Annotated in this window: 12 protein-coding genes; 6 read left to right on the plus strand and 6 right to left on the minus strand. The window is 69.9% G+C overall.

Translation table 11 applies throughout. The features are described from left to right. Positions 1 to 17: 17 nt before the first annotated feature. Positions 18 to 3,140: a TonB-dependent receptor domain-containing protein gene (locus JHW41_RS02055; RefSeq protein WP_250448850.1), complete on the minus strand. Its 3,123-nt coding sequence runs from the start codon at positions 3,138 to 3,140 to the stop codon at positions 18 to 20. Between the two features lie 594 nt (positions 3,141 to 3,734). Here JHW41_RS02055 and rpoH point away from each other — a divergent pair. Further along, a complete protein-coding gene (rpoH, locus tag JHW41_RS02060; RefSeq protein ID WP_057949384.1) occupies positions 3,735 to 4,613 on the plus strand; it encodes an RNA polymerase sigma factor RpoH in 879 nt (292 codons plus the stop codon). A gap of 197 nt (positions 4,614 to 4,810) precedes the next feature. Here the strand turns inward: rpoH and JHW41_RS02065 are convergent, their stop codons facing one another. Further along, positions 4,811 to 6,322 carry a hypothetical protein gene (locus JHW41_RS02065; protein WP_250448851.1) on the minus strand — a complete coding sequence of 504 codons (1,512 nt, stop codon included), beginning with the start codon at positions 6,320 to 6,322 and terminating at the stop codon, positions 4,811 to 4,813. A gap of 138 nt (positions 6,323 to 6,460) precedes the next feature. Here JHW41_RS02065 and JHW41_RS02070 point away from each other — a divergent pair, with 138 nt between their 5' ends. The 3 genes from JHW41_RS02070 to JHW41_RS02080 all read left to right on the plus strand — a co-directional run bounded on the left by JHW41_RS02070 (position 6,461) and on the right by JHW41_RS02080 (position 8,062). Next, entirely contained in the window at positions 6,461 to 6,943 is a 483-nt protein-coding gene (locus tag JHW41_RS02070) for a DUF1203 domain-containing protein (RefSeq protein ID WP_250448852.1), read from the plus strand. A gap of 181 nt (positions 6,944 to 7,124) precedes the next feature. Next, a complete protein-coding gene (locus JHW41_RS02075; protein ID WP_250448853.1) occupies positions 7,125 to 7,553 on the plus strand; it encodes a hypothetical protein in 429 nt (142 codons plus the stop codon). 80 nt (positions 7,554 to 7,633) lie between these two features. Beyond that, positions 7,634 to 8,062, plus strand: a complete 429-nt coding sequence (locus tag JHW41_RS02080; RefSeq protein WP_057949380.1) for a hypothetical protein — start codon at positions 7,634 to 7,636, stop codon at positions 8,060 to 8,062. A gap of 82 nt (positions 8,063 to 8,144) precedes the next feature. On the opposite strand, the gene JHW41_RS02085 is transcribed toward JHW41_RS02080, so the two are convergent. Beyond that, a complete protein-coding gene (locus JHW41_RS02085) occupies positions 8,145 to 9,428 on the minus strand; it encodes an NAD(P)/FAD-dependent oxidoreductase (RefSeq protein WP_250448854.1) in 1,284 nt (427 codons plus the stop codon). Positions 9,429 to 9,438: 10 nt separating this feature from the next. After that, positions 9,439 to 10,392 carry a transaldolase gene (gene tal, locus JHW41_RS02090; RefSeq protein WP_250448855.1) on the minus strand — a complete coding sequence of 318 codons (954 nt, stop codon included), beginning with the start codon at positions 10,390 to 10,392 and terminating at the stop codon, positions 9,439 to 9,441. 166 nt (positions 10,393 to 10,558) lie between these two features. Between tal and JHW41_RS02095 the strand changes: the two genes are divergently transcribed. Then, positions 10,559 to 11,401 carry an NYN domain-containing protein gene (locus JHW41_RS02095; protein WP_057949377.1) on the plus strand — a complete coding sequence of 281 codons (843 nt, stop codon included), beginning with the start codon at positions 10,559 to 10,561 and terminating at the stop codon, positions 11,399 to 11,401. A gap of 365 nt (positions 11,402 to 11,766) precedes the next feature. Here the strand turns inward: JHW41_RS02095 and JHW41_RS02100 are convergent, their stop codons facing one another. Continuing rightward, positions 11,767 to 13,248 carry a hypothetical protein gene (locus JHW41_RS02100; protein WP_250448856.1) on the minus strand — a complete coding sequence of 494 codons (1,482 nt, stop codon included), beginning with the start codon at positions 13,246 to 13,248 and terminating at the stop codon, positions 11,767 to 11,769. An 833-nt stretch (positions 13,249 to 14,081) separates the two neighbouring features. Here JHW41_RS02100 and JHW41_RS02105 point away from each other — a divergent pair. Beyond that, complete coding sequence (locus tag JHW41_RS02105; RefSeq protein WP_250448857.1) at positions 14,082 to 14,528, plus strand: g-type lysozyme inhibitor; 447 nt, start codon at positions 14,082 to 14,084, stop codon at positions 14,526 to 14,528. A 339-nt stretch (positions 14,529 to 14,867) separates the two neighbouring features. Here the strand turns inward: JHW41_RS02105 and JHW41_RS02110 are convergent, their stop codons facing one another. Beyond that, a complete protein-coding gene (locus JHW41_RS02110) occupies positions 14,868 to 17,120 on the minus strand; it encodes a primosomal protein N' (RefSeq protein ID WP_428995444.1) in 2,253 nt (750 codons plus the stop codon). Positions 17,121 to 17,472 lie beyond the last annotated feature (352 nt).

The raw sequence follows: 17,472 nt of genomic DNA on the forward strand, positions 1-17,472 counted from the left end.
GGCGGCTCGCCCCTGCATCAATCGAACCGGTACGTCACGCTCATGCTGTAGCGCCGGCCGAGGATGTCGTAGGTACCGACGCCGACCTCGCTCGGCGTGGTGCCCAGCGGCGGGTCCTTGTCGAGCAGGTTCTGCACCGCGAAGTTGACCCGCACGTTGTCGGTGAAGCGGTAGTTCACCCCGGCGCCGAGCAGCCAGTACGACGGCGCGCGCAGCACGTCGGAGGTCTCCACGGTGTTCTCGTTGTTGAACACCGAGGCGCTCAAGTAACGCGCGTTCAAGTTCAGGCCGAGCTTGTTCTTCTGGTAGTCCACGCCGAACTGGTACTGGCGCTCGGCCATGCCGATCTCGCCGACGTCGTCGTCGACGGTCACGCCGGTGGTCGAGCTCTCGAAGCGCTTGACCCACAGCGCGTTGGCGCTGAAGTCGAAACGGCCCCAGTCGCCGGCGTCCCAACGGTAGGCCAACTCGCCGGTGATGCCCTGGAAGTGGATGAAGTCGCCGTTGCGGTAGCGCACCGCGACGATGTCGAACTGGCCGTCGGGCCGGCGCTGGATTTGCTGGCAGTAATAGTTGGCGGTGTTGACGTTGCCGGCGGCGAAGTCGGGATTGTCGTAGCAGGCCGACAGCACGTCGTTGACGCTCTGGGCGAAGATCTGGTCCTTGAGCTTGACCTCGTTGTAGTCCACCGCCAGGCGCAGGCCCTTGACGAACTCCGGCTGCCAGACGAAGCCGGCGGTCCACGAATCGGCCGCCTCGTTGCGCAGGTTCGGCTCGCCCTGGCGCGCGGCGCGCGAGTTGGCGCTGTTCTGCTGGAAGTCGACCGGGTTGAGCCCGTACTGCTGGTAGAACGCGGCGCAGTTGCGCGCGCGCGCGGCCGGATTCGGGCCGCCGGTGACGTTGCGGCGGTCGCAGGGATCGGAGGTGGCCTGGAACAGCTCCACCTGCGGCAGGAACAACTCGGTGATCACCGGCGCGCGCAGCGAGCGGGTCTTGTTGCCGCGGATCTGCAGGCCCTCGATCGGCTCCCACTGCAGGCCGTAGGTGTAGGCGTTGAAGCCGCCGTTGACGCTGTTGTCGACGCGGCGGAACTTGCCGGTGATGTCGAACCGGCGCAGGCCCGGGATGCCGGCGTCGGGCGAGACCAGCGGCAGCATCGTTTCGACGTAGTACTCGTTGGTGTGGTACTTGCCGTTGAGCGGCGGGATCGCGACCGAACGGCCGAGACCGCGGCGGGTGAAGTCGTTGGGGGTGAAGCCGCCTTCCTCGATCCGGTGCTCGTAGCCCAGCGCGACGTTGAGCGGGCCGCTCCACAGTTCGGCGACCGGGCCGCTGACGAAGGCGCTGAACACCTTCTGCTTCTGCTCGAAGTCGGTGCGCGCGGTGCCGGTGACGTAGCGGATCGCCTCGGCCGAGGGCCGGCCCTGGCCGAACAGGTCCAGCGGCACGCAGTTGGGATCGGCGATGGGATTGGAGTTGGCGCCGGCGCTGGCGGCGTACAGCGCGTTGCCGGCGGTCGGGTCGCACACCAGGCGGCCGCCGACGTTGCGCACGTTGATGGCGTTGATGAAGTTCTGCTGGTTCAGCGCCGTCGACGAAGTGGTCGCCTGCATGCGCCCGTAGTTGGCCGAGATTTCCCAGTCGAACGGCTTCGACCACAGCTCGAAGTCGCCGCGCGCGCCGACCACGATGCGGTCGATGTCGGTCTCGGTGCGGTCCGGGGTCAGGCCCAGGTCGGCCGAGGTGCGGGCCAGGCGGAAGCTGCGGATGCCCAGCGCCGACAGCTGCTGGCGCGCCTGGTCGTTGAGCAGCGGGTGGGTCGACTGCACGATCAGCGCGCTGTTGAGGCGGGTGCCGGCGGTGGTGTTGCCGGTGGTGCCGATGTCGGTCGGCGAATAGGCGTCGGCGTGGTAGTGCATCGCCTCGACGAACAGGCGCGCGTTGTCGGCGACGTCGTAATGGCCGACCACGTTGACCGTCTGGCGCTTGAGGCTGGTCAGTAGCGCGGTGATGTCGGCGGTGTTGAGGCCCTGGCCGCCGGAGGCCGTGCTGGTGCCGAAGTTCACGCCCGGGTCGTAGGGCACGATGTTGCCGTTCGGCGCGAATTGCAGGTAGGTGCGCTCGCCCGGGCCGAAGCCGCGCAGCGCGCCGCCGGGCAGGGTGACCGCGCCGCTGACCGGCAGGATCAGGCCGCCGAAGGTGTTGGTGAAGGTGCGCGCGTCGCGGATCAGCACGGTGCCGGGGATGCCGTCGTTCGGGCCGGTGTCGAACGGGATGTTGCCGTGCACGCGGCCGTCGCTCTCGGGGTTGCGGCCGGGCTGGTTGGTCCGCATCTGCGCGGCGTTGGGATTGGCGGGGAAGGCGTAGGCGCGGGCGAAGTCGGTGCGGTCCGAGCGCAGCAGGCCCTGGCTGTCGTCGTAGGAGCCGCCGACCATGAGGTTGCCGCGGCCGTCGGCGAAATCGGCGCCGGCCAGGAAGCTGTAGCCCAGCCGCTCGTTGTCGCCGTGGTCGCTGATGCCGTAGTTGAAGTTGGCCTCCACGCCCTGGAAGCGGTCCTTGAGGATCACGTTGACCACGCCGGCGATGGCGTCGGAGCCGTAGGTCGGCGCGCCGCCGATGGCGACGTTCTCGACCCGGTCGATCATCTGCACCGGGATCGCGTTGAGGTCGACCTGGGCGCCGGCGGACGCGCCGAAGTTGGTCAACGCGCGCGAGGTCACCACGCGCCGGCCGTTGACCAGGGTCAGGGTGCGGTTGCTGCCCAGGCCGAAGCGGTTCACGAAATTGACGCCGCCGGCGAAGTTGGCCTGGCCGCCTTCCGGGGTTTGGCCGATGCCGAAGCCGACGGTCTGGTTGAGCGCGTCGGCGACGTTGGTCATGCCACGCTCGCGCACCGATTCGCTGGACACCACGCTGGCCGGTTCGAGGGTGTCGAAGCCCGAGCGCGGAATGCGCGAGGCGGTGACCTTGATCCCCTCCAGTTCGGTCGCCTTGCGCTCGGCCGGCGCCGGTGCGGGCGCCGGCGCGGCGGCGTCCTGGGCGAGCGCGGCGGGAGCGAAGGCCGGCGCGGCCAGGGCCACGGCCAGAGCGGTCAAAAGCGGGCGGCGCCGCAGGACGCGGCGGGTGGACGTGCTGATCATGAGAGCTCCCCGGGTCGGGCCGGCGCAGGCGGCCGGCGCACGCTCAGTACGCCCAATTCGGCAAAGCGGTCGCAAGCGCGAAAGCAACCGGAATCATTGCGAAACTGTGATGGAATGCTTGCTGTTACGTGCTGTTTCAGCCCAAAGGTGTCAACGCTTTCCCCGTTCAGGTGCCGGGCGCGCACGTCGTAGAGTCAGTCGGGCGATCAGGCGGTGCCTGTCCGGGACTGCCGGCACAGGGGTGGGCAGGCGAGAACGCCGGCTCCGCCGGCCTCAACCGAGAAGGCGCTCCGGTCGGGCGCGGGAACTTTCGCGGCCGTTTCAGGTCTCATGAGGGCTCGCGAAAACTGGCCGGGCTTGGGTTCGGCCAAACCCGTCCAGGCGCATCGCTGCCGAGCCAAGCCACTGATCCGAAAGGCTGTTTTTACGGCGTCGTCATCGCCTCACGACGACCCGGCCACGCCCGCTCCCGGACACTCCCGTCAGTCTGAACGCCAGCCGTTTTTCCGCCGTCCTGGCCGTTCCAAACGCGCAACACTGCGGAACTTCCCCACCCTTTAGCAGTCCGATAGGCCGACTGCTAAGATCGCCGACATGACCTCTATCGCCCAATCCTCCGCTCTTGTCGCCAACAACCTGCCTGTGCCCAGCGCGCTCGGTTCGCTGGACGCGTACATCGGCGCGGTGCACCAGATCCCGGTGCTGACCGCCGAGGACGAGCAGGCGTTGGCCCGCCGTTTCCGCGACGAGGAAGACCTCGACGCGGCCCGCGAACTCGTCCATTCCCATCTGCGCTTCGTGGTCCACGTGGCCCGCGGCTACAACGGCTACGGCCTGCAGATCGGCGACCTCATCCAGGAAGGCAACATCGGCCTGATGAAGGCTGTCAAGCGCTTCGACCCCGAACAGGGCGTGCGCCTGGTCTCCTTCGCGGTGCACTGGATCCGCGCCGAGATGCACGAGTTCATCCTCAAGAACTGGCGCATCGTCAAGGTCGCCACGACCAAGGCGCAGCGCAAGCTGTTCTTCAACCTGCGCAAGAGCAAGAAGCGCCTGGGTTGGATGAACGCCGAAGAAGTGAGCCAGGTCGCCAAGGACCTCAACGTCTCCGAGCGCGAAGTGCTGGAGATGGAGTCGCGCCTGTCCGGCCGCGACATCGGCTTCGACGCGCCCGCCGACGAGGACGACGACCACGCCCCGCCGTCGCCGGCCGCCTACCTGCGCGCCGCCGAGGAAGACCCCTCGCAGAGCTACGAGCGCGAGGACGAGGAAGACAACCAGCTCGCGCTGCTGCGCGAGGGCCTGGCCGGGCTGGACGCGCGCTCGCGCGACATCGTCAAGCGCCGCTGGCTGGATGCCGACAGCAAGGTCACGCTGCAGGAACTGGCCGACGAGTACGGCGTCAGCGCCGAGCGCATCCGCCAGATCGAGGCCAACGCGCTGAAGAAGATGCGCGGCCTGTTCGCGGCCTAAGCGCGCGGCGGATCGGAACGACGAACGGCCCGGGGCGACCCGGGCCGTTTTTGTTTGTGTGCGATCGGATCGGGCTTGGTTGTGGCTGGCTTGGCAGGCGCCGGCCTGGTTGGATCTGGCCTCGTTGAATCTAGCCTCGTTGAATCGGGCCTCGCGCTGCGGCGCTCGCCATCGCTTTCACCCAGGCAGCGACGCGCTCAGCCGCCGGGCTGGACGCCTTCTTTTTCCAGCACCGTGTCCAAGAGTCGATACAGCGCCTTGAGCTGCGAATGCGAACGCAGGCCGCCGCTGCGCACGCTCAGGTCCAGGGTGCGGGTCTCGGCCTGCAGGATGGGGGCGAGATCGGCGGCCGACGGATCGCCATCGCCGGCGCGGTCGGCCGCCGCCAGCATCGGATACAGCGGCGAATGCGGAAAGTCGCGCGCGGCCTGCGCCAGCATCGCGCGATAGGCCGGATCCTGCGTCTCGCCCGCGGTGGGGCCCGCGTGCTGGATGCGGCTGCGCGCGAAGCGTTCGTCGCGATAGCGCTTCCAGCCCAGTTCGTCGCTCTCGGCGAGGCCGGCGGCGTCGCCAGCGCTTTGTTGCAGATAGGCCAGCACGCGCAGCGCTTCCAGATCGCCGGCCTCGCTGCGGGCGCGTTCGCGCAGCGTGTCGCCGTGACGGGCGAGCAGGGCGGCGAAATCCGGCGGCTGCACGGCGCGCGCCACCGCGCGGCCCAGCGCGACCCGTCCCAGCGCCGAGCTGGCCGGGTACGGATGGGCCGACGGCGGATGACCGCCGACGATCACCCGGCACCGCTCGAGGTCGTCGTAGCCGAAGGCCTGCGCGCTGTCGCGCAGCTTGGGCCACAGGCAATCCCATTGCTGGCGCGCGCGTTGTTGCGGCCCCCATTGCGTGCGCGCCAGCGCGATCGCGGCGTCCTGCGCCGAGGCTTGCGGCGCGGCGTTCCACCAGTCGCCGTGCCAATCGAACGAGCGCGCGAGCAGGCGCTCGAGCGCGACCCGGTCGCCGCCCGCGGCCTGGCGGTAGTCGCGGTCGAAAAGGCTCAGTTCGCTGGGGCCGCCGAAGACTTCGTACGACATCTTCTCGGCGCCGACGTGGTGCGAATCGACGTCGCTGTCGCGCACGATCGCGACCGCGCCGCGCAGGTCGCCGCGTGCGAGATGGCAATACGCGGCGACATAGGTGGCCGTAGCCGGGATGCCGACGGGCCCGGCGCGCAGTCGCGCCCATAACGGCAATGCGGCGGCGCAGTCGTCCTTGCGGGTGTAGTGCAAGGCCAGCTCGAACAGGATTTCCGGTTGCTCCGGCTGCAGCGCGTCGGCGCCGCGGTGCAGGCTCAGCGAGGCGTCGGGCGCTATCGCCCACAGCATGTTGCCGATGGCGAAGCGGCGCGCGGCGCCGCCGCGTTCGGCGTAGGCGACCAGTTCGGCCACGGCCTGGTCGAGGCGGCCGGAGAACTGCAGCGGCAGGTGGCGCCGGCCGAAGTCGTCGGCGGCTTGCGATTCGGCGCCGACTTGGGCGAGGAAGTCCTCGGCCGACACACGGGTTGCCGCCGGTGTCGCGGCGGGCACGGGAGCCTGGAGTCCAGGCGGGGCCGCGTTCGCGCCGGCGCAGGCGGCCGCGGCCAGCGCCAGCAGCAACGCCGGCGTCGAACGGCGGCGCGGACGCGGGTACGTAGTCGGGGGCGGATTGCGCTGCGCGCTCATGCGGTCCTTCGTCGGCGAGTCGCGTCTTGCGCGCGGGCCGCCAGCCTAAACCAATGCCCGCGCCCCGCAAGACCCGGATATCGCCGCCGCCCCGGCCGGCCTAAGTTGGCACCGTCCCCACACGCCGGAACCCAGGCCATGCACGCTTATCGAATCGACGGTCTCGCCCCGCACGCTTTCGCGCCGTTGTTCGCGCTCGACGACGACGCGCTGCGCGCGCACGGCATGCGCCGGGTCGTGGCGGATTCGCCGACCGGGTATCCCTGCCGCGTTTCGCTGGCCGAGGCCGCGCCCGGCGAGCGGTTGTTGCTGTTGACCTTCGAGCACCACGATTGCGACGGTCCGTATCGCGCCAGCGGCCCGATCTTCGTGCGCGAGGGCGCGGTGCGCGCGCCGACGCTGCGCAATCGGCTGCCGTCGATCCTCGCCACCCGCCATCTGTCGCTGCGCGCTTACGACGCCGACGGCTGGATGTTGCAGGCGCGCGCGCTCGAAGGACGCGACGCCGAGGCGGCGGTGCAGGAACTCTTCGACGATCCGCGCGTGGCCCGGATCCATGCCCACAACGCGCGCTACGGCTGTTTCCTGTGCGCGATCGAGCGCGAGCCCGCGCAGGCATGAGCCGGCGCCATTCGCGGTTGCGCCGGCGCGCAACTTCGCCGCCGCCGCGCCGCGCGGACGGTTGAGAACTGCAAGCCGCGTCGCAGCAATGCGGCGTCCTCCTTGCCGGCGCCCGCGCGCCGGCTCAAGACTGCGGCGCCGGCCGCGCCATGCGCCGGTCTAAAACCAAAAGGAGGGGGTCATGGAAGTGAGCAAGATGCTGATCGCGGCAGGCTTCGCCGCGGCGTTGTCGTTGGTCGCGGTCGCGCCCGCGCGCGCGGGGGACCTGAGCGGCGCGCAACTGACGTGCTATGTCGACACCTTCGCCTTCGACGTGCCGCAGGCGCAGTGGTGCCACAGCACCTGGACGCCGGGCACGGCGACGAATCCGTCGGTGGCGATGTTCGAGGTGACCGGCCTGACGGCCGGCAACTACAGCTTCGCCTGGACCGATCTGGAAACCGGGCAGACGCCGTCGGGTTGCGGCAACGCGCAGTACTGCATCGTTCCGATCGCCACCGAGACCCGCGGCGACGGCGAGGCGCGCGCGCGCGTGGTGGTGACCGACACGGCCACCGGCGCGCAGCGTTCGCTCGATGCCACGGCGTGGTACTGGGACGGCTACAACTGATCGCGGCCGCCGCGCGCCGGCGGCGAACGCCGTAGCGCGCGGCGGATATCGAATCACGCATATCGGACAAGGAGAGTTTCATGCGCATCAATACAAGCATCGGCCTGGGCGCGGTCGCGCTGGCGCTGGCCATGGGCCACGTCGCGCCGGCGCAGGCCGGCAACGTTACCGGCGCCGGCATGGTGTGTTACGTCGACACCTTCCGTTACGACATCCCCACTCCCGACACCTGCAGTTCGTGGTGGGTGCCCAACGGCGCGCACCACACGTCGGTGGCGGTGTTCAGCGTGACCGGCCTGCCGGCCGGCAACTACGGTTTCGTCTGGCGCGATCTGGAGACCAATGCGATCGTCGCGTCCTGCGCCAACCAGAACGCGTGCGCGGTGCCGATCACGACCGACCTGGCCGGCGACGGCGTGGCGATCGTGCAGGCCACCGTGACCGACCTGGACACCGGCGCGAGCCAGCAGGTGCAGGCGACGGCTTACTACTACGACGGATACACCTGAGCGGGCGCTTGGCCACGAACGAAAAAGGGCGCCCTCGGGCGCCCTTTTTTTACCGTGGCCTGCGTCGCCGCCCGGCCTGGACTCAGTCCTCGTCGTCGTTGGCGGACTTGTCGTCCACGCCGCCGAGGATGATGCGGGCGTGGCGCTGGTAGGTGTAGTACGCCCACGACCAGTTGAGCAGCACGATCAGGCGGTTGCGGAAGCCGATCAGGAAGAACACGTGCGCGGCCAGCCAGAACGTCCACGCCAGCACGCCGGAGAAATGCCAGCCGTGCAGGTCCACCACCGCGGCGCGGCGGCCGATGGTGGCGAGGTTGCCGAAGTCGACGTAGCGGAACGGCGGCGGCGCGGGCTTGCCGGCCAAGCGCGCGCGGATGGTGCGGGCGACGTAGCTGCCCATCTGTTTGGCCGCCGGCGCCACGCCGGGCACCGGCTTGCCTTCGTCCTGCTGCAGGCTGGCGAGATCGCCGGCGACGAAGATCTCCGGCCGGCCGGGCACGCTGAGGTCGGGCAGCACCTGCACGCGGCCGGCGCGGTCGCGCGGGACGTCGAGCAGGGCGCCCAGCGGCGAGGCCGCCACGCCCGCGGCCCACAGCACCGTGCGCGCGGGAACGAACTCGGCGCCGAGGGTGTAGCCGTTGGCGTCGATCGAGCCCACCGGCGTGCCGGTGGAGACTTCCACGCCGAGCCGCTGCAACTGCGCGCGCGCCTTTTCCGACAGCGATTCGGGAAAGCTCGCCAGCACCCGCGGCCCGGCTTCGATCAGGCGCACCCGCGCCTGCGCCGGATCGATGCGGCGGAACTCGCGGCGCAGGGTCTTGTGCGCGATCTCGGCCAGGGTGCCGGCCAGCTCGACCCCGGTCGGGCCGCCGCCGACCACGGCGAAGTGCAGCCACGCCGCGCGTTCTTGCTCGGTCTGCGCCGCCTCGGCGCGCTCGAACGCGAGCAGCACCCGGCGGCGGATGTGCAGGGCGTCGTCGAGGGTCTTCAGGCCCGGCGCGTGCGCGGACCATTCGTCGTGGCCGAAGTAGGCGTGGGTGGCGCCGCTGGCGAGCAGCAGGAAGTCGTAGCCGATGCGCTCGCCGTCGGCGAGGACGACGCAGCGCGCGTCGGCGTCGAGGCCGACGACCTCGCCCAGGCGCACTTCCGCGTTGGCCTGCTTGCGCAGGATGTGGCGCAGCGGCGCGGCGATGTCCGGCGAGGACAGGCCGGCGGTGGCGACCTGGTACAGCAACGGTTGGAACAGGTGGTGGTTGCGGCGGTCGATCAGGGTGACGCGCACCGGCGCGGACGCCAGTGCGCGGGTCGCCCACAGTCCGCCGAAGCCGCCGCCGACGATGACGACATGCTTGCGGGTATCGGACATGGCGGCCTCCTCATCCGTTCAAGCGTTGCGCGAGCAGGTCTTCGAGCTTGCGCTGGTCGGCGGCGAAGCGGCGGATGCCGTCGGCGAGCTTGTCGGTGGCCATCGCGTCCTCGTTGTGCTGCCAGCGGAATGCGGCCTCGCCCAGGCGCTCGCCCGGCGCGGCGCGCGCGCCGTCGTCTTCGAGCGCGCGCGGCACGTCGCCGTCGCTGCCTTCCAGTTCGCCGAGCAGTTCCGGCGAGATGGTCAGGCGGTCGCAGCCGGCCAGCGCCAGCACCTGGCCGACGTTGCGGAAGCTGGCGCCCATGACCACGGTGTCGTAGCCGTGGCGCTTGTAGTAGTTCCAGATGCGGGCGACCGACTGCACGCCCGGGTCGTCCTGCGGCGTGGCCGGCTTGGCCGCGCCGTTGGCCAGGTGCCAGTCGAGGATGCGGCCGACGAAGGGCGAGATCAGGTACACGCCGGCTTCGGCGCAGGCCACCGCCTGGGCGAAGGAGAACAGCAGGGTGAGGTTGCAGTGGATGCCTTCGCGTTCGAGCTGCTCGGCGGCGCGGATGCCTTCCCAGGTCGAGGCGACCTTGATCAGCAGGCGGTCGCGGCCGATGCCGGCGGCGTCGTAGAGCTCGACGATGCGCCGCGCCTGGTCGAGGCTGGCCTGGGTGTCGAAGCTCAGGCGCGCGTCGACTTCGGTGGACACGCGGCCGGGGATCAGCTTGAGGATCTCGCTGCCGATGGCCACCGCCAGGCGCAGGCCGGCGTCGGCCACGCGCGCCTGCGCGTCGCCGCCGCGGGCCTGGGCGACGGCGGCGTCGATCAGCGGCGCATACGCGGGCAGGGACGCGGCCTTGAGCAGCAGCGAGGGATTGGTGGTGGCGTCGAGCGGGTGGAAGCGGGCGATGGCCTCGATGTCGCCGGTGTCGGCGACCACGGCGGAGAGTTGGCGCAGCTGTTCGAGTCGGTTGCTCATGGGCAGTGGGGTCTGTCGTTAGGTATCCGCGCCATTTTCGCCCATTGCGGTTAGCCCGTCATGAAACCGGCGCTATCTTCTGACTGGCGGCCGCGCGCATCGCCGCCCGCGCCGGCTTGCGCTAGGCTGGCGCGGACGGCCGCGCCGCGGCCGGGGAGCTGAGCGCATGGCCGTGGCCACGGAAGAAAAACGCATCGCCCTGTTGATCGACGCCGACAACGCGCCGGCGGCCAAGATCGAGGTGATCCTGGCCGAGGTCGCCCGCTACGGCGCGGCCAACGTGCGCCGCGCCTACGGCAACTGGAAAAGCCCGAACCTGAAAAGCTGGGAAGCGGTGCTGCACGAGTACGCGATCCGCCCGATCCAGCAATTCGCGTATTCCAAGGGCAAGAACGCCTCGGACATGGCGATGGTGATCGACGCCATGGACCTGCTGTACGCGCGCAACCTCGACGCCTTCGCGATCGTCTCCAGCGATGCCGACTTCACCCCGCTGGTGATGCGGCTGCTGACCGACGGGGTCAAGGTCTACGGCTTCGGCGAAAAGAAAACGCCCGAGCCCTTCGTCAACGCCTGCTCCAAGTTCACCTACGTCGAAGGGCTGGGCCAGCCGGCGGCGGAAGTGCAGGCCGACGAGACCGTGGCCACGGTGGCGCTGCGCAGCCCGCAGGACCTGCGCAGCGACACCCGCCTGGTGCGGATGCTGCGGCGCGCGGTGGAAGCGGCCAGCGGCGACGACGGGTGGTCGCACCTGGGCGCGGTCGGCAACCAGGTCGCCAACCAAGCGTCGTTCGACTCGCGCAATTATGGTTATCGCAAGCTCAGCGATCTGATCGAAGCTTCGGGGTTGTTCGAAACTCGCCGCAATAACAAAGTCGTGTGGGTCCGCGACAAGCCCAAGAGCAAGGCGGTCAAGGATGCGGCGAAGGACGCGGTCAAAGAACCGGGCAAAGAACCGGACAAGGCCGGCGCGGGCAAGCCCAAGGTCAAAGAGGAAACGAAGGCGTAATCGCATTTCGCAGCGAACGCGGCGGACGTATCGCCGGGGTCGCGGTGTCGCGGCGGACGGCCGCTGTAGGCGCGACGCGAGTCGCGACCGCGGGGTAGCCGTTTGCGTCGCAGGCGCGGTTTCGCGGTCGCGACTCGCGTCGCTCCTACAGGGGACGGGTGCGGCTCGGTAGAGATCGGTGGAGTCCACTTCGAGCGACCAGTGCACCTTGCGCGCTTCGGGTGCGGCGTCGAGCGCGGCGTGCTGTTCGAGCCGCTGCGCCGCCGCCGTCTCCCGCGAGCGTCCGGCTCAGAACGAAGCCGGACGCTCACCGAGCATCCCGGGTGCGGCCCTTGCCTCGCCAGTGGCCGGAACCTTCCTGCGTGTCAGCGGCCGCCACGCGAAGGCGCGGCCGGCGATTCGGCCGCCATTTCCGGTGCGGGCGCGGCCTGGGTCTGCGCGCGTTGCGCCGCCTCTTGCCGGTCGGCTTCGGCTACGGCCGACGCACGCAGGTCCTGTCCCGCCGGCTGCTCGCGCGCAGCGGCCAGGGCGGCGCGATCGCCGGCCAGCATGCCATCGAGCAGGCTCGACACCGCACTGGCGTTCGCGGTCGGCGTGGCAGCGGCAGGCGCGGCCGCCGCAGCCTGCTGGCGGGCCTCCTCCGGCTTGGCGCTGTCGGCAGCGGGCGCCGCGGCGGGCGGATTCTGCGACGGCGGGAACGTGTCCGTCTTCAAGCGATGCAGCACGTCCGCGACATCGGGCTTGGGCGCGTCCAGGATGGCCAGTTCGAGGTCGCCCTTGGGGCCGGTCAGCTTCCAGGAGTTTCCGTCCCGATACCCATCGCTGAGGTCCTTGGGATCGTTGATGCCGTTGTGCTTGGCGATCAGCAGGGCTTCGGCGACCGTCTCGTAGGACGTACCCGCCGGCGCCAGTACCCGCAGCTTGTTGAACAGCGCTTGATCGCCCGGCGGGATGCCTTCCTTGAGTTGCTTGAACACCGCTTCCTGCTGGACTTGCTCGGGCGTCTTGTCGCCCGTGGTCGCGCGCCCGTCGGTCCACGCCGGATTGACGAGGGCCTCGGCCATCTTTTTCGATTCGACTTCGACGTCCGCGCGCGTGACGGTGCCGTCCGGCCCGACCACCCGGGTTTCCACGATCGGCCCGAACTGGCCGGTGCGCGAAGTGCGCTGGGCATGCCCGGCCATGACGGCTTGGCCTTTCTCGTTGGTCTGGATCCAGGCGCCGTCCATGCCGGGACTCGGCCGCTTCAAACCCACCGTGACGCTGGCCTCGACGCCGATATCCCCGGCCTCGACGCCCACGCCGACGCCGACCTTGGTCTGGTTGGGATCCATGGGCAGCGCGCCGGGGCCGTGCCCGACCTTCGCTTCGACCCCGGGAATGGGCGTGGGCACCGAAACGCCGACCTCGCCGGTTTCCAGGTTCTTGGAAATGGGGCCGGCGCCCTGCGTGTAGCTGCCGTCGGTCAGGCTCACTTCCTGGCCGGCGCCGTTCTTGATCGAAATGTCCACATCGACTCCCGCCTCTTCCGGGGCGAAGGCCATGTTGCGGCCTTTGCGATGGGCATCGCGGTACTCGGCGAAGGGATCCGGCTTGGCCAGCGCGTTGCGCAGGTAACCGGCCTCTTCGGGCGGAATCATCTCGGAGATCTTCTGGGTGATCTCGGCCTGACGATCCTTCGGCATGAACCGGATGCTTTCGGTCAAGGTCTGGATATTGAGCATGCCGTCGGGCTCGACGCTGCGCGCGTACTCGATCATCTGGCGCGCGACGTTTTCAGTGGGCGCCCTGGCGATCCTTTCGGCGACATCGGCCGCTTCATCCATGCTTGCTGCTTCCTTCGCCATCGGGCCGCTCCTTGTCGTCTGGTGGATTTCGTTCGCGCGAATCGCCAGTGTGTCACGACGCACCCCGTTCATTATTCATCGCGCTGTACCTGTGGCTCGTTTCGCGGCATTCCGCGCAGAGTGTCGGTTCTTCATTTACCTAAATACCGAATGGTCGCTCGCGGCATCCGTCGCCGGCCAATACCAAGGCCGCGCATGAAGCGCAGGATTCGGCGCATCGCGCCGAGCGCGCGGCGCAGGCGGCGCGCAACGCGGCGGAAATCGCTGGCAATGCGACGCGGCGCGAACGCCTCAATCGCGGTATTGCAGTCGATCCGCCGGCGGCGCCGGGTGGGTTGATCTCGCTCAATGCGCTGAATCAGTTGGGCTCGATGCAGGTGGCGCCCAGCAGAGCGAACGAGACCGCGGCGCCCACGAATTACGCCGAGGTGGCCATGGGTCGTAACCGGATCTGAGCGCGAAGTCGGGGCGATCGCTCAGCGTTCCGCCCCATCGAGCGCGGCTTGCTCGCCGCCAGCAGGCCGCGCCGTGCAATCGTGCTCGCCCAGGCCCCAGTCGCGACAGCTGCTCCATCACCGGTCCAAAGGCCAGGCGGCCAAGGAACCGACCCACGATGGCGCGGGCAAGCCAGTGGCCAAAGGCAAGGGCGAAAAGGGCTGGGCGACGCGCAGAAATAGCTGCGCAATCGCTGCATGCCTGCATTGCGACTGCATGCGGACTGCCGATTCGGCGCAGTGCGGGCACGCGCTCGCAACGCGGCGAAAAAACTTCAACCCGCGCTCAGGCGCGTGCGGTAGATTCCGCGGTTCCTCCCTGTCGCCGAAGAGACCCGCATGCATTTTTCTCCTGCCCGTTTCGCTCGAATCGCGGTCCTCTCGCTGGCGCTCGCCACCGCCGCCGGCGCCGTCGGCGCGGCCGACAAAGTCGTCACCGTGCCGGTGAAGTTCGCCAAGGGAACCACCGGCGTCACGGTCAAGGGCGCCATCAAAGGCTACGACTCGGTGGAGTACCTCGTCGTCGCCCGCGCCGGTCAGACCCTGCGCCTGACGATCTCCGGCAGCACCAACGCCACCGTCAACGTCTTTCCGCCGCGCGCGAACGGAACGCCGGACCCGGACGCGGACGGCCTGGAACTGAGCAGCGACTATCAGAACGGGCGTTCGAGCGAGAGCGCGGTATTGCCGGCCAATGGCACCTATCGCATCCAGGTGTACCAGTTCCGCGCCATCGCGCGCCGCGGCACGGTGTCGAAGTTTTCGTTGAAGATCGATATTCGGTAAGGGGCGATTGGGGCGTGCGCGTATCGGCGTCTGATCGCAATCGAGCGTTCGCGGTCGCCGTTCGTGCAGCTCCTACAGTCTGAAGCGCAAGCGACCGGAGCCCCTGTGGGATTGGCGCAAGCCGCGACCGCGCCGTCGCTGCTGCGGCGCAAGTTTCGTCGTAGTCGCCGGTTCGCGGTCGCGACTCGCGTCGCTCCTACAGTCCGCGACGAAACCGGCCGGAGCCCCTGTAGGAGCGGCGCGAACCGCGACCGCGCCATTAGCGACTACGGCGCAAGCTTTGTGGAGGCTGCAGATCCGCGGCCGCAGCGCTTGAAGGAACAGCCGTGCCGGCGCGGCTCAGTACAGATCCGCCGGATCCACATCCAGCGACCAGCGCACCTTGCGCGCTTCCGGCGCGGCATAGATCGCCGGCAGCGCGGCGTCGAGCGCGGCGTGCAGTTCGCGCCGTTGCGGCGCCGACAGGATCAGTTGCGCGCGCAGGTAGCCGGCGCGGCGCGGCATCGGCGCGGGCACCGGGCCGTTGATCTCCAGCGCGCTGCGCTCGATGCCGTCGTGGCGCGCGCGCTGCGCGGCCGCTTGCTGCAGTTCGCGCCGCGCCATCGCCAGGAACGCGTTGGCCAGTTCCACCTGCTGCGCTTCGGCGCGGATCAGCGCCATGTGCGCGAACGGCGGGAAGCCGGCGGCTTCGCGCTGGGCCAGTTCGACTTCGGCGAAGGCGTGGTAGCCGCCGGACAACAGCGTGATCAGCAGTTCGTGTTCGGGATGATGGGTCTGCAGCACCACCTCGCCGGGCTTCTCGGCGCGGCCGGCGCGGCCGGCGACCTGGATCAGCAGCTGCGCGAGTTTTTCGCGCGCGCGGAAGTCGGCGCTGAACAAGCCTTCGTCGATGCCGACCACCGCGACGAGGGTCAGGTTGGCCAGGTCGTGGCCCTTGGCGAGCATTTGGGTGCCGACCAGCACGCCCGGCGCGGTGCCGAATTCGGCCAGCAGCTTCTCCAGCGCGTCGCGTTTCTGGGTGGTGCCGCGGTCGATGCGCAGCACCGGGAAATCCGGGAACCGCGCGGCCAGCGATTCCTCGATGCGCTCGGTGCCGGCGCCCTGCGATTGCAGGGCCAGGCCGCCGCAGTCGGGGCAGGCGTCGGGCGCGGGGCGGCGGGTGCCGCAGTGGTGGCATTGCAGCCGGCGGCCGCCGGCGTGCACGGTCATCGGGGTGGGCTTGAGCGGGGTGCTGCAGCGCGGGCAGTGCGCGGTCCAGCCGCAGTCGTGGCACAGCAGCACCGGGGCGTAGCCGCGCCGGTTCTTGAACACCAGCGCCTGGCCGCCGGCGCGCAGTTCGGCGTGGATGCGTTCGAGCAGTTCCGGCGACAAACCCGCCTGCAGCGGCCGCTTGCGCACGTCGAGCACGCGCACCCGCGGCGGCTGCGCCTGGCCGGCGCGGCGCAGCAGGCGCAGGTGGCCGTAACGGCCGGCCTGGGCGTTGCGCAGCGATTCCAGCGACGGCGTGGCGCTGCCGAGCAGCACCGGCACGTCCAGCGCCTTGGCCCGGACCAGGGCGAAGTCGCGGGCGTGGTAGCGGATGCCGTCGAGCTGCTTGAAGCTGCCGTCGTGTTCCTCGTCGATCACGATCAGGCCCGGCTCGGCCAGCGGCAGGAACACCGCCGAGCGCGTGCCGACCGCGACCCGCGCCTCGCCGCGCGCGAACGCGGCCCAGGTGCGCGCGCGTTCGCCGTCGGCCAGGCCGGAGTGCAGCGCGTGCACCGGCATGCCGAGGCGGGCGCGGAAGCGCGCCAGGGTCTGCGGGGTCAGACCGATCTCGGGCACCAGCACCAGCGCCTGCTTGCCGCGCGCCAGGCAGTCGGCGATCGCGCGCAGGTAGACCTCGGTCTTGCCGCTGCCGGTGACGCCGTCGAGCAGCAGGCCGGTGAAGCCGGGCGCGGCCAGGATCGAATCGACCGCGGCCTGTTGCTCGTCGTTGAGCGGCGGGCCGGGTTGCGGCGCGGGCGCATGGGCGACGGCCGGCACCGCGACGCGTTCGGCGTGGCCGCGCTTGGCCAGGGCGCGGGCGGCGCTGCGCCAGTCCTCGAGCAGGTCGTCGAGGCGGTCTTCGTCGAGTTCGCCATGTTCGTCGAGCAGGTCCGACAGCCGCCGCGGCTTGCCGGCGCGCAGGCCGGGCCGGGCGGTGGCGCCGGCCTCGGTCAGGCGCCAGGCCCAGGCGTGGGTGTCCGGCAGCGGCTCGCCGTGGCGCAGCGGGCCGGGCAGGGCGGTGGCGAGGACCTCGCCGAGCGGGGCGTGGGTGTAGCGGGCCAGCCAGCGCAGCGACTCCAGCAACTCGCCGTGCAGCAACGGCTCCGGATCGAGCCGGGCCAGCACCTGCTTGAGCGCGGCCGGGTCGGTGCCGGGCTCCGGCGCGCCGGTCTCGGCGACCAGCCCGACCAGCTCGCGCCGCCCGAACGGCACCCGCACCCGCGCGCCGACCGGGTCGCCGCCGGCGTCGCCGGCCGGCGGCAGGTAGTCGAACAGGCGCGGCAGCGGCACCGGCAGGGCGATGCGCCAGACGGTGGGCGATGGGAGCAACGGGGCCTCGGGCATCGCATCAGTCTAGCGAGCGCGCCGGCCTGGGCGGCAGGCGGGACTTTGCCGGCCATTGCTGCGGGGCGCCTGACAAAGCCCGCGCAAGTGGCTGCCTGTTAAAGGAAATCGCGCTTATCCACATGGGTTGTGGATAAATCTGTGCATGGTGTGTCGGCAGGGCTGCGCGAGGGCGTTGAATCAAGCCCTCGGGTTAGGTTGGTGAAAAAATCGCCAATTGAAGGTTTTTCTTATGAATCATGTACTTAGCCGTGAAACATCGCTGTAACAAGGGGGTTTGGTTCCGTGAAAGGGCGACGCATGACGGTTCCGTTACTGCTGTGCACAACCGGATTTTCGCGCAAGCCGCGTC

Source organism: Lysobacter enzymogenes, from assembly GCF_023617245.1.
Classification (GTDB): Bacteria; Pseudomonadota; Gammaproteobacteria; order Xanthomonadales; family Xanthomonadaceae; genus Lysobacter; species Lysobacter yananisis.

What these genes read in the sequence shown, in the direction of transcription:
- JHW41_RS02055 (WP_250448850.1), bottom strand. Translation starts at nt 3,140, where the DNA reads ATGATCAGCACGTCCACCCGCCGCGTCCTGCGGCGCCGCCCGCTTTTG.
- rpoH (WP_057949384.1), top strand. Translation starts at nt 3,735, where the DNA reads ATGACCTCTATCGCCCAATCCTCCGCTCTTGTCGCCAACAACCTGCCT.
- JHW41_RS02065 (WP_250448851.1), bottom strand. Translation starts at nt 6,322, where the DNA reads ATGAGCGCGCAGCGCAATCCGCCCCCGACTACGTACCCGCGTCCGCGC.
- JHW41_RS02070 (WP_250448852.1), top strand. Translation starts at nt 6,461, where the DNA reads ATGCACGCTTATCGAATCGACGGTCTCGCCCCGCACGCTTTCGCGCCG.
- JHW41_RS02075 (WP_250448853.1), top strand. Translation starts at nt 7,125, where the DNA reads ATGGAAGTGAGCAAGATGCTGATCGCGGCAGGCTTCGCCGCGGCGTTG.
- JHW41_RS02080 (WP_057949380.1), top strand. Translation starts at nt 7,634, where the DNA reads ATGCGCATCAATACAAGCATCGGCCTGGGCGCGGTCGCGCTGGCGCTG.
- JHW41_RS02085 (WP_250448854.1), bottom strand. Translation starts at nt 9,428, where the DNA reads ATGTCCGATACCCGCAAGCATGTCGTCATCGTCGGCGGCGGCTTCGGC.
- tal (WP_250448855.1), bottom strand. Translation starts at nt 10,392, where the DNA reads ATGAGCAACCGACTCGAACAGCTGCGCCAACTCTCCGCCGTGGTCGCC.
- JHW41_RS02095 (WP_057949377.1), top strand. Translation starts at nt 10,559, where the DNA reads ATGGCCGTGGCCACGGAAGAAAAACGCATCGCCCTGTTGATCGACGCC.
- JHW41_RS02100 (WP_250448856.1), bottom strand. Translation starts at nt 13,248, where the DNA reads ATGGCGAAGGAAGCAGCAAGCATGGATGAAGCGGCCGATGTCGCCGAA.
- JHW41_RS02105 (WP_250448857.1), top strand. Translation starts at nt 14,082, where the DNA reads ATGCATTTTTCTCCTGCCCGTTTCGCTCGAATCGCGGTCCTCTCGCTG.
- JHW41_RS02110 (WP_428995444.1), bottom strand. Translation starts at nt 17,120, where the DNA reads ATGCCCGAGGCCCCGTTGCTCCCATCGCCCACCGTCTGGCGCATCGCC.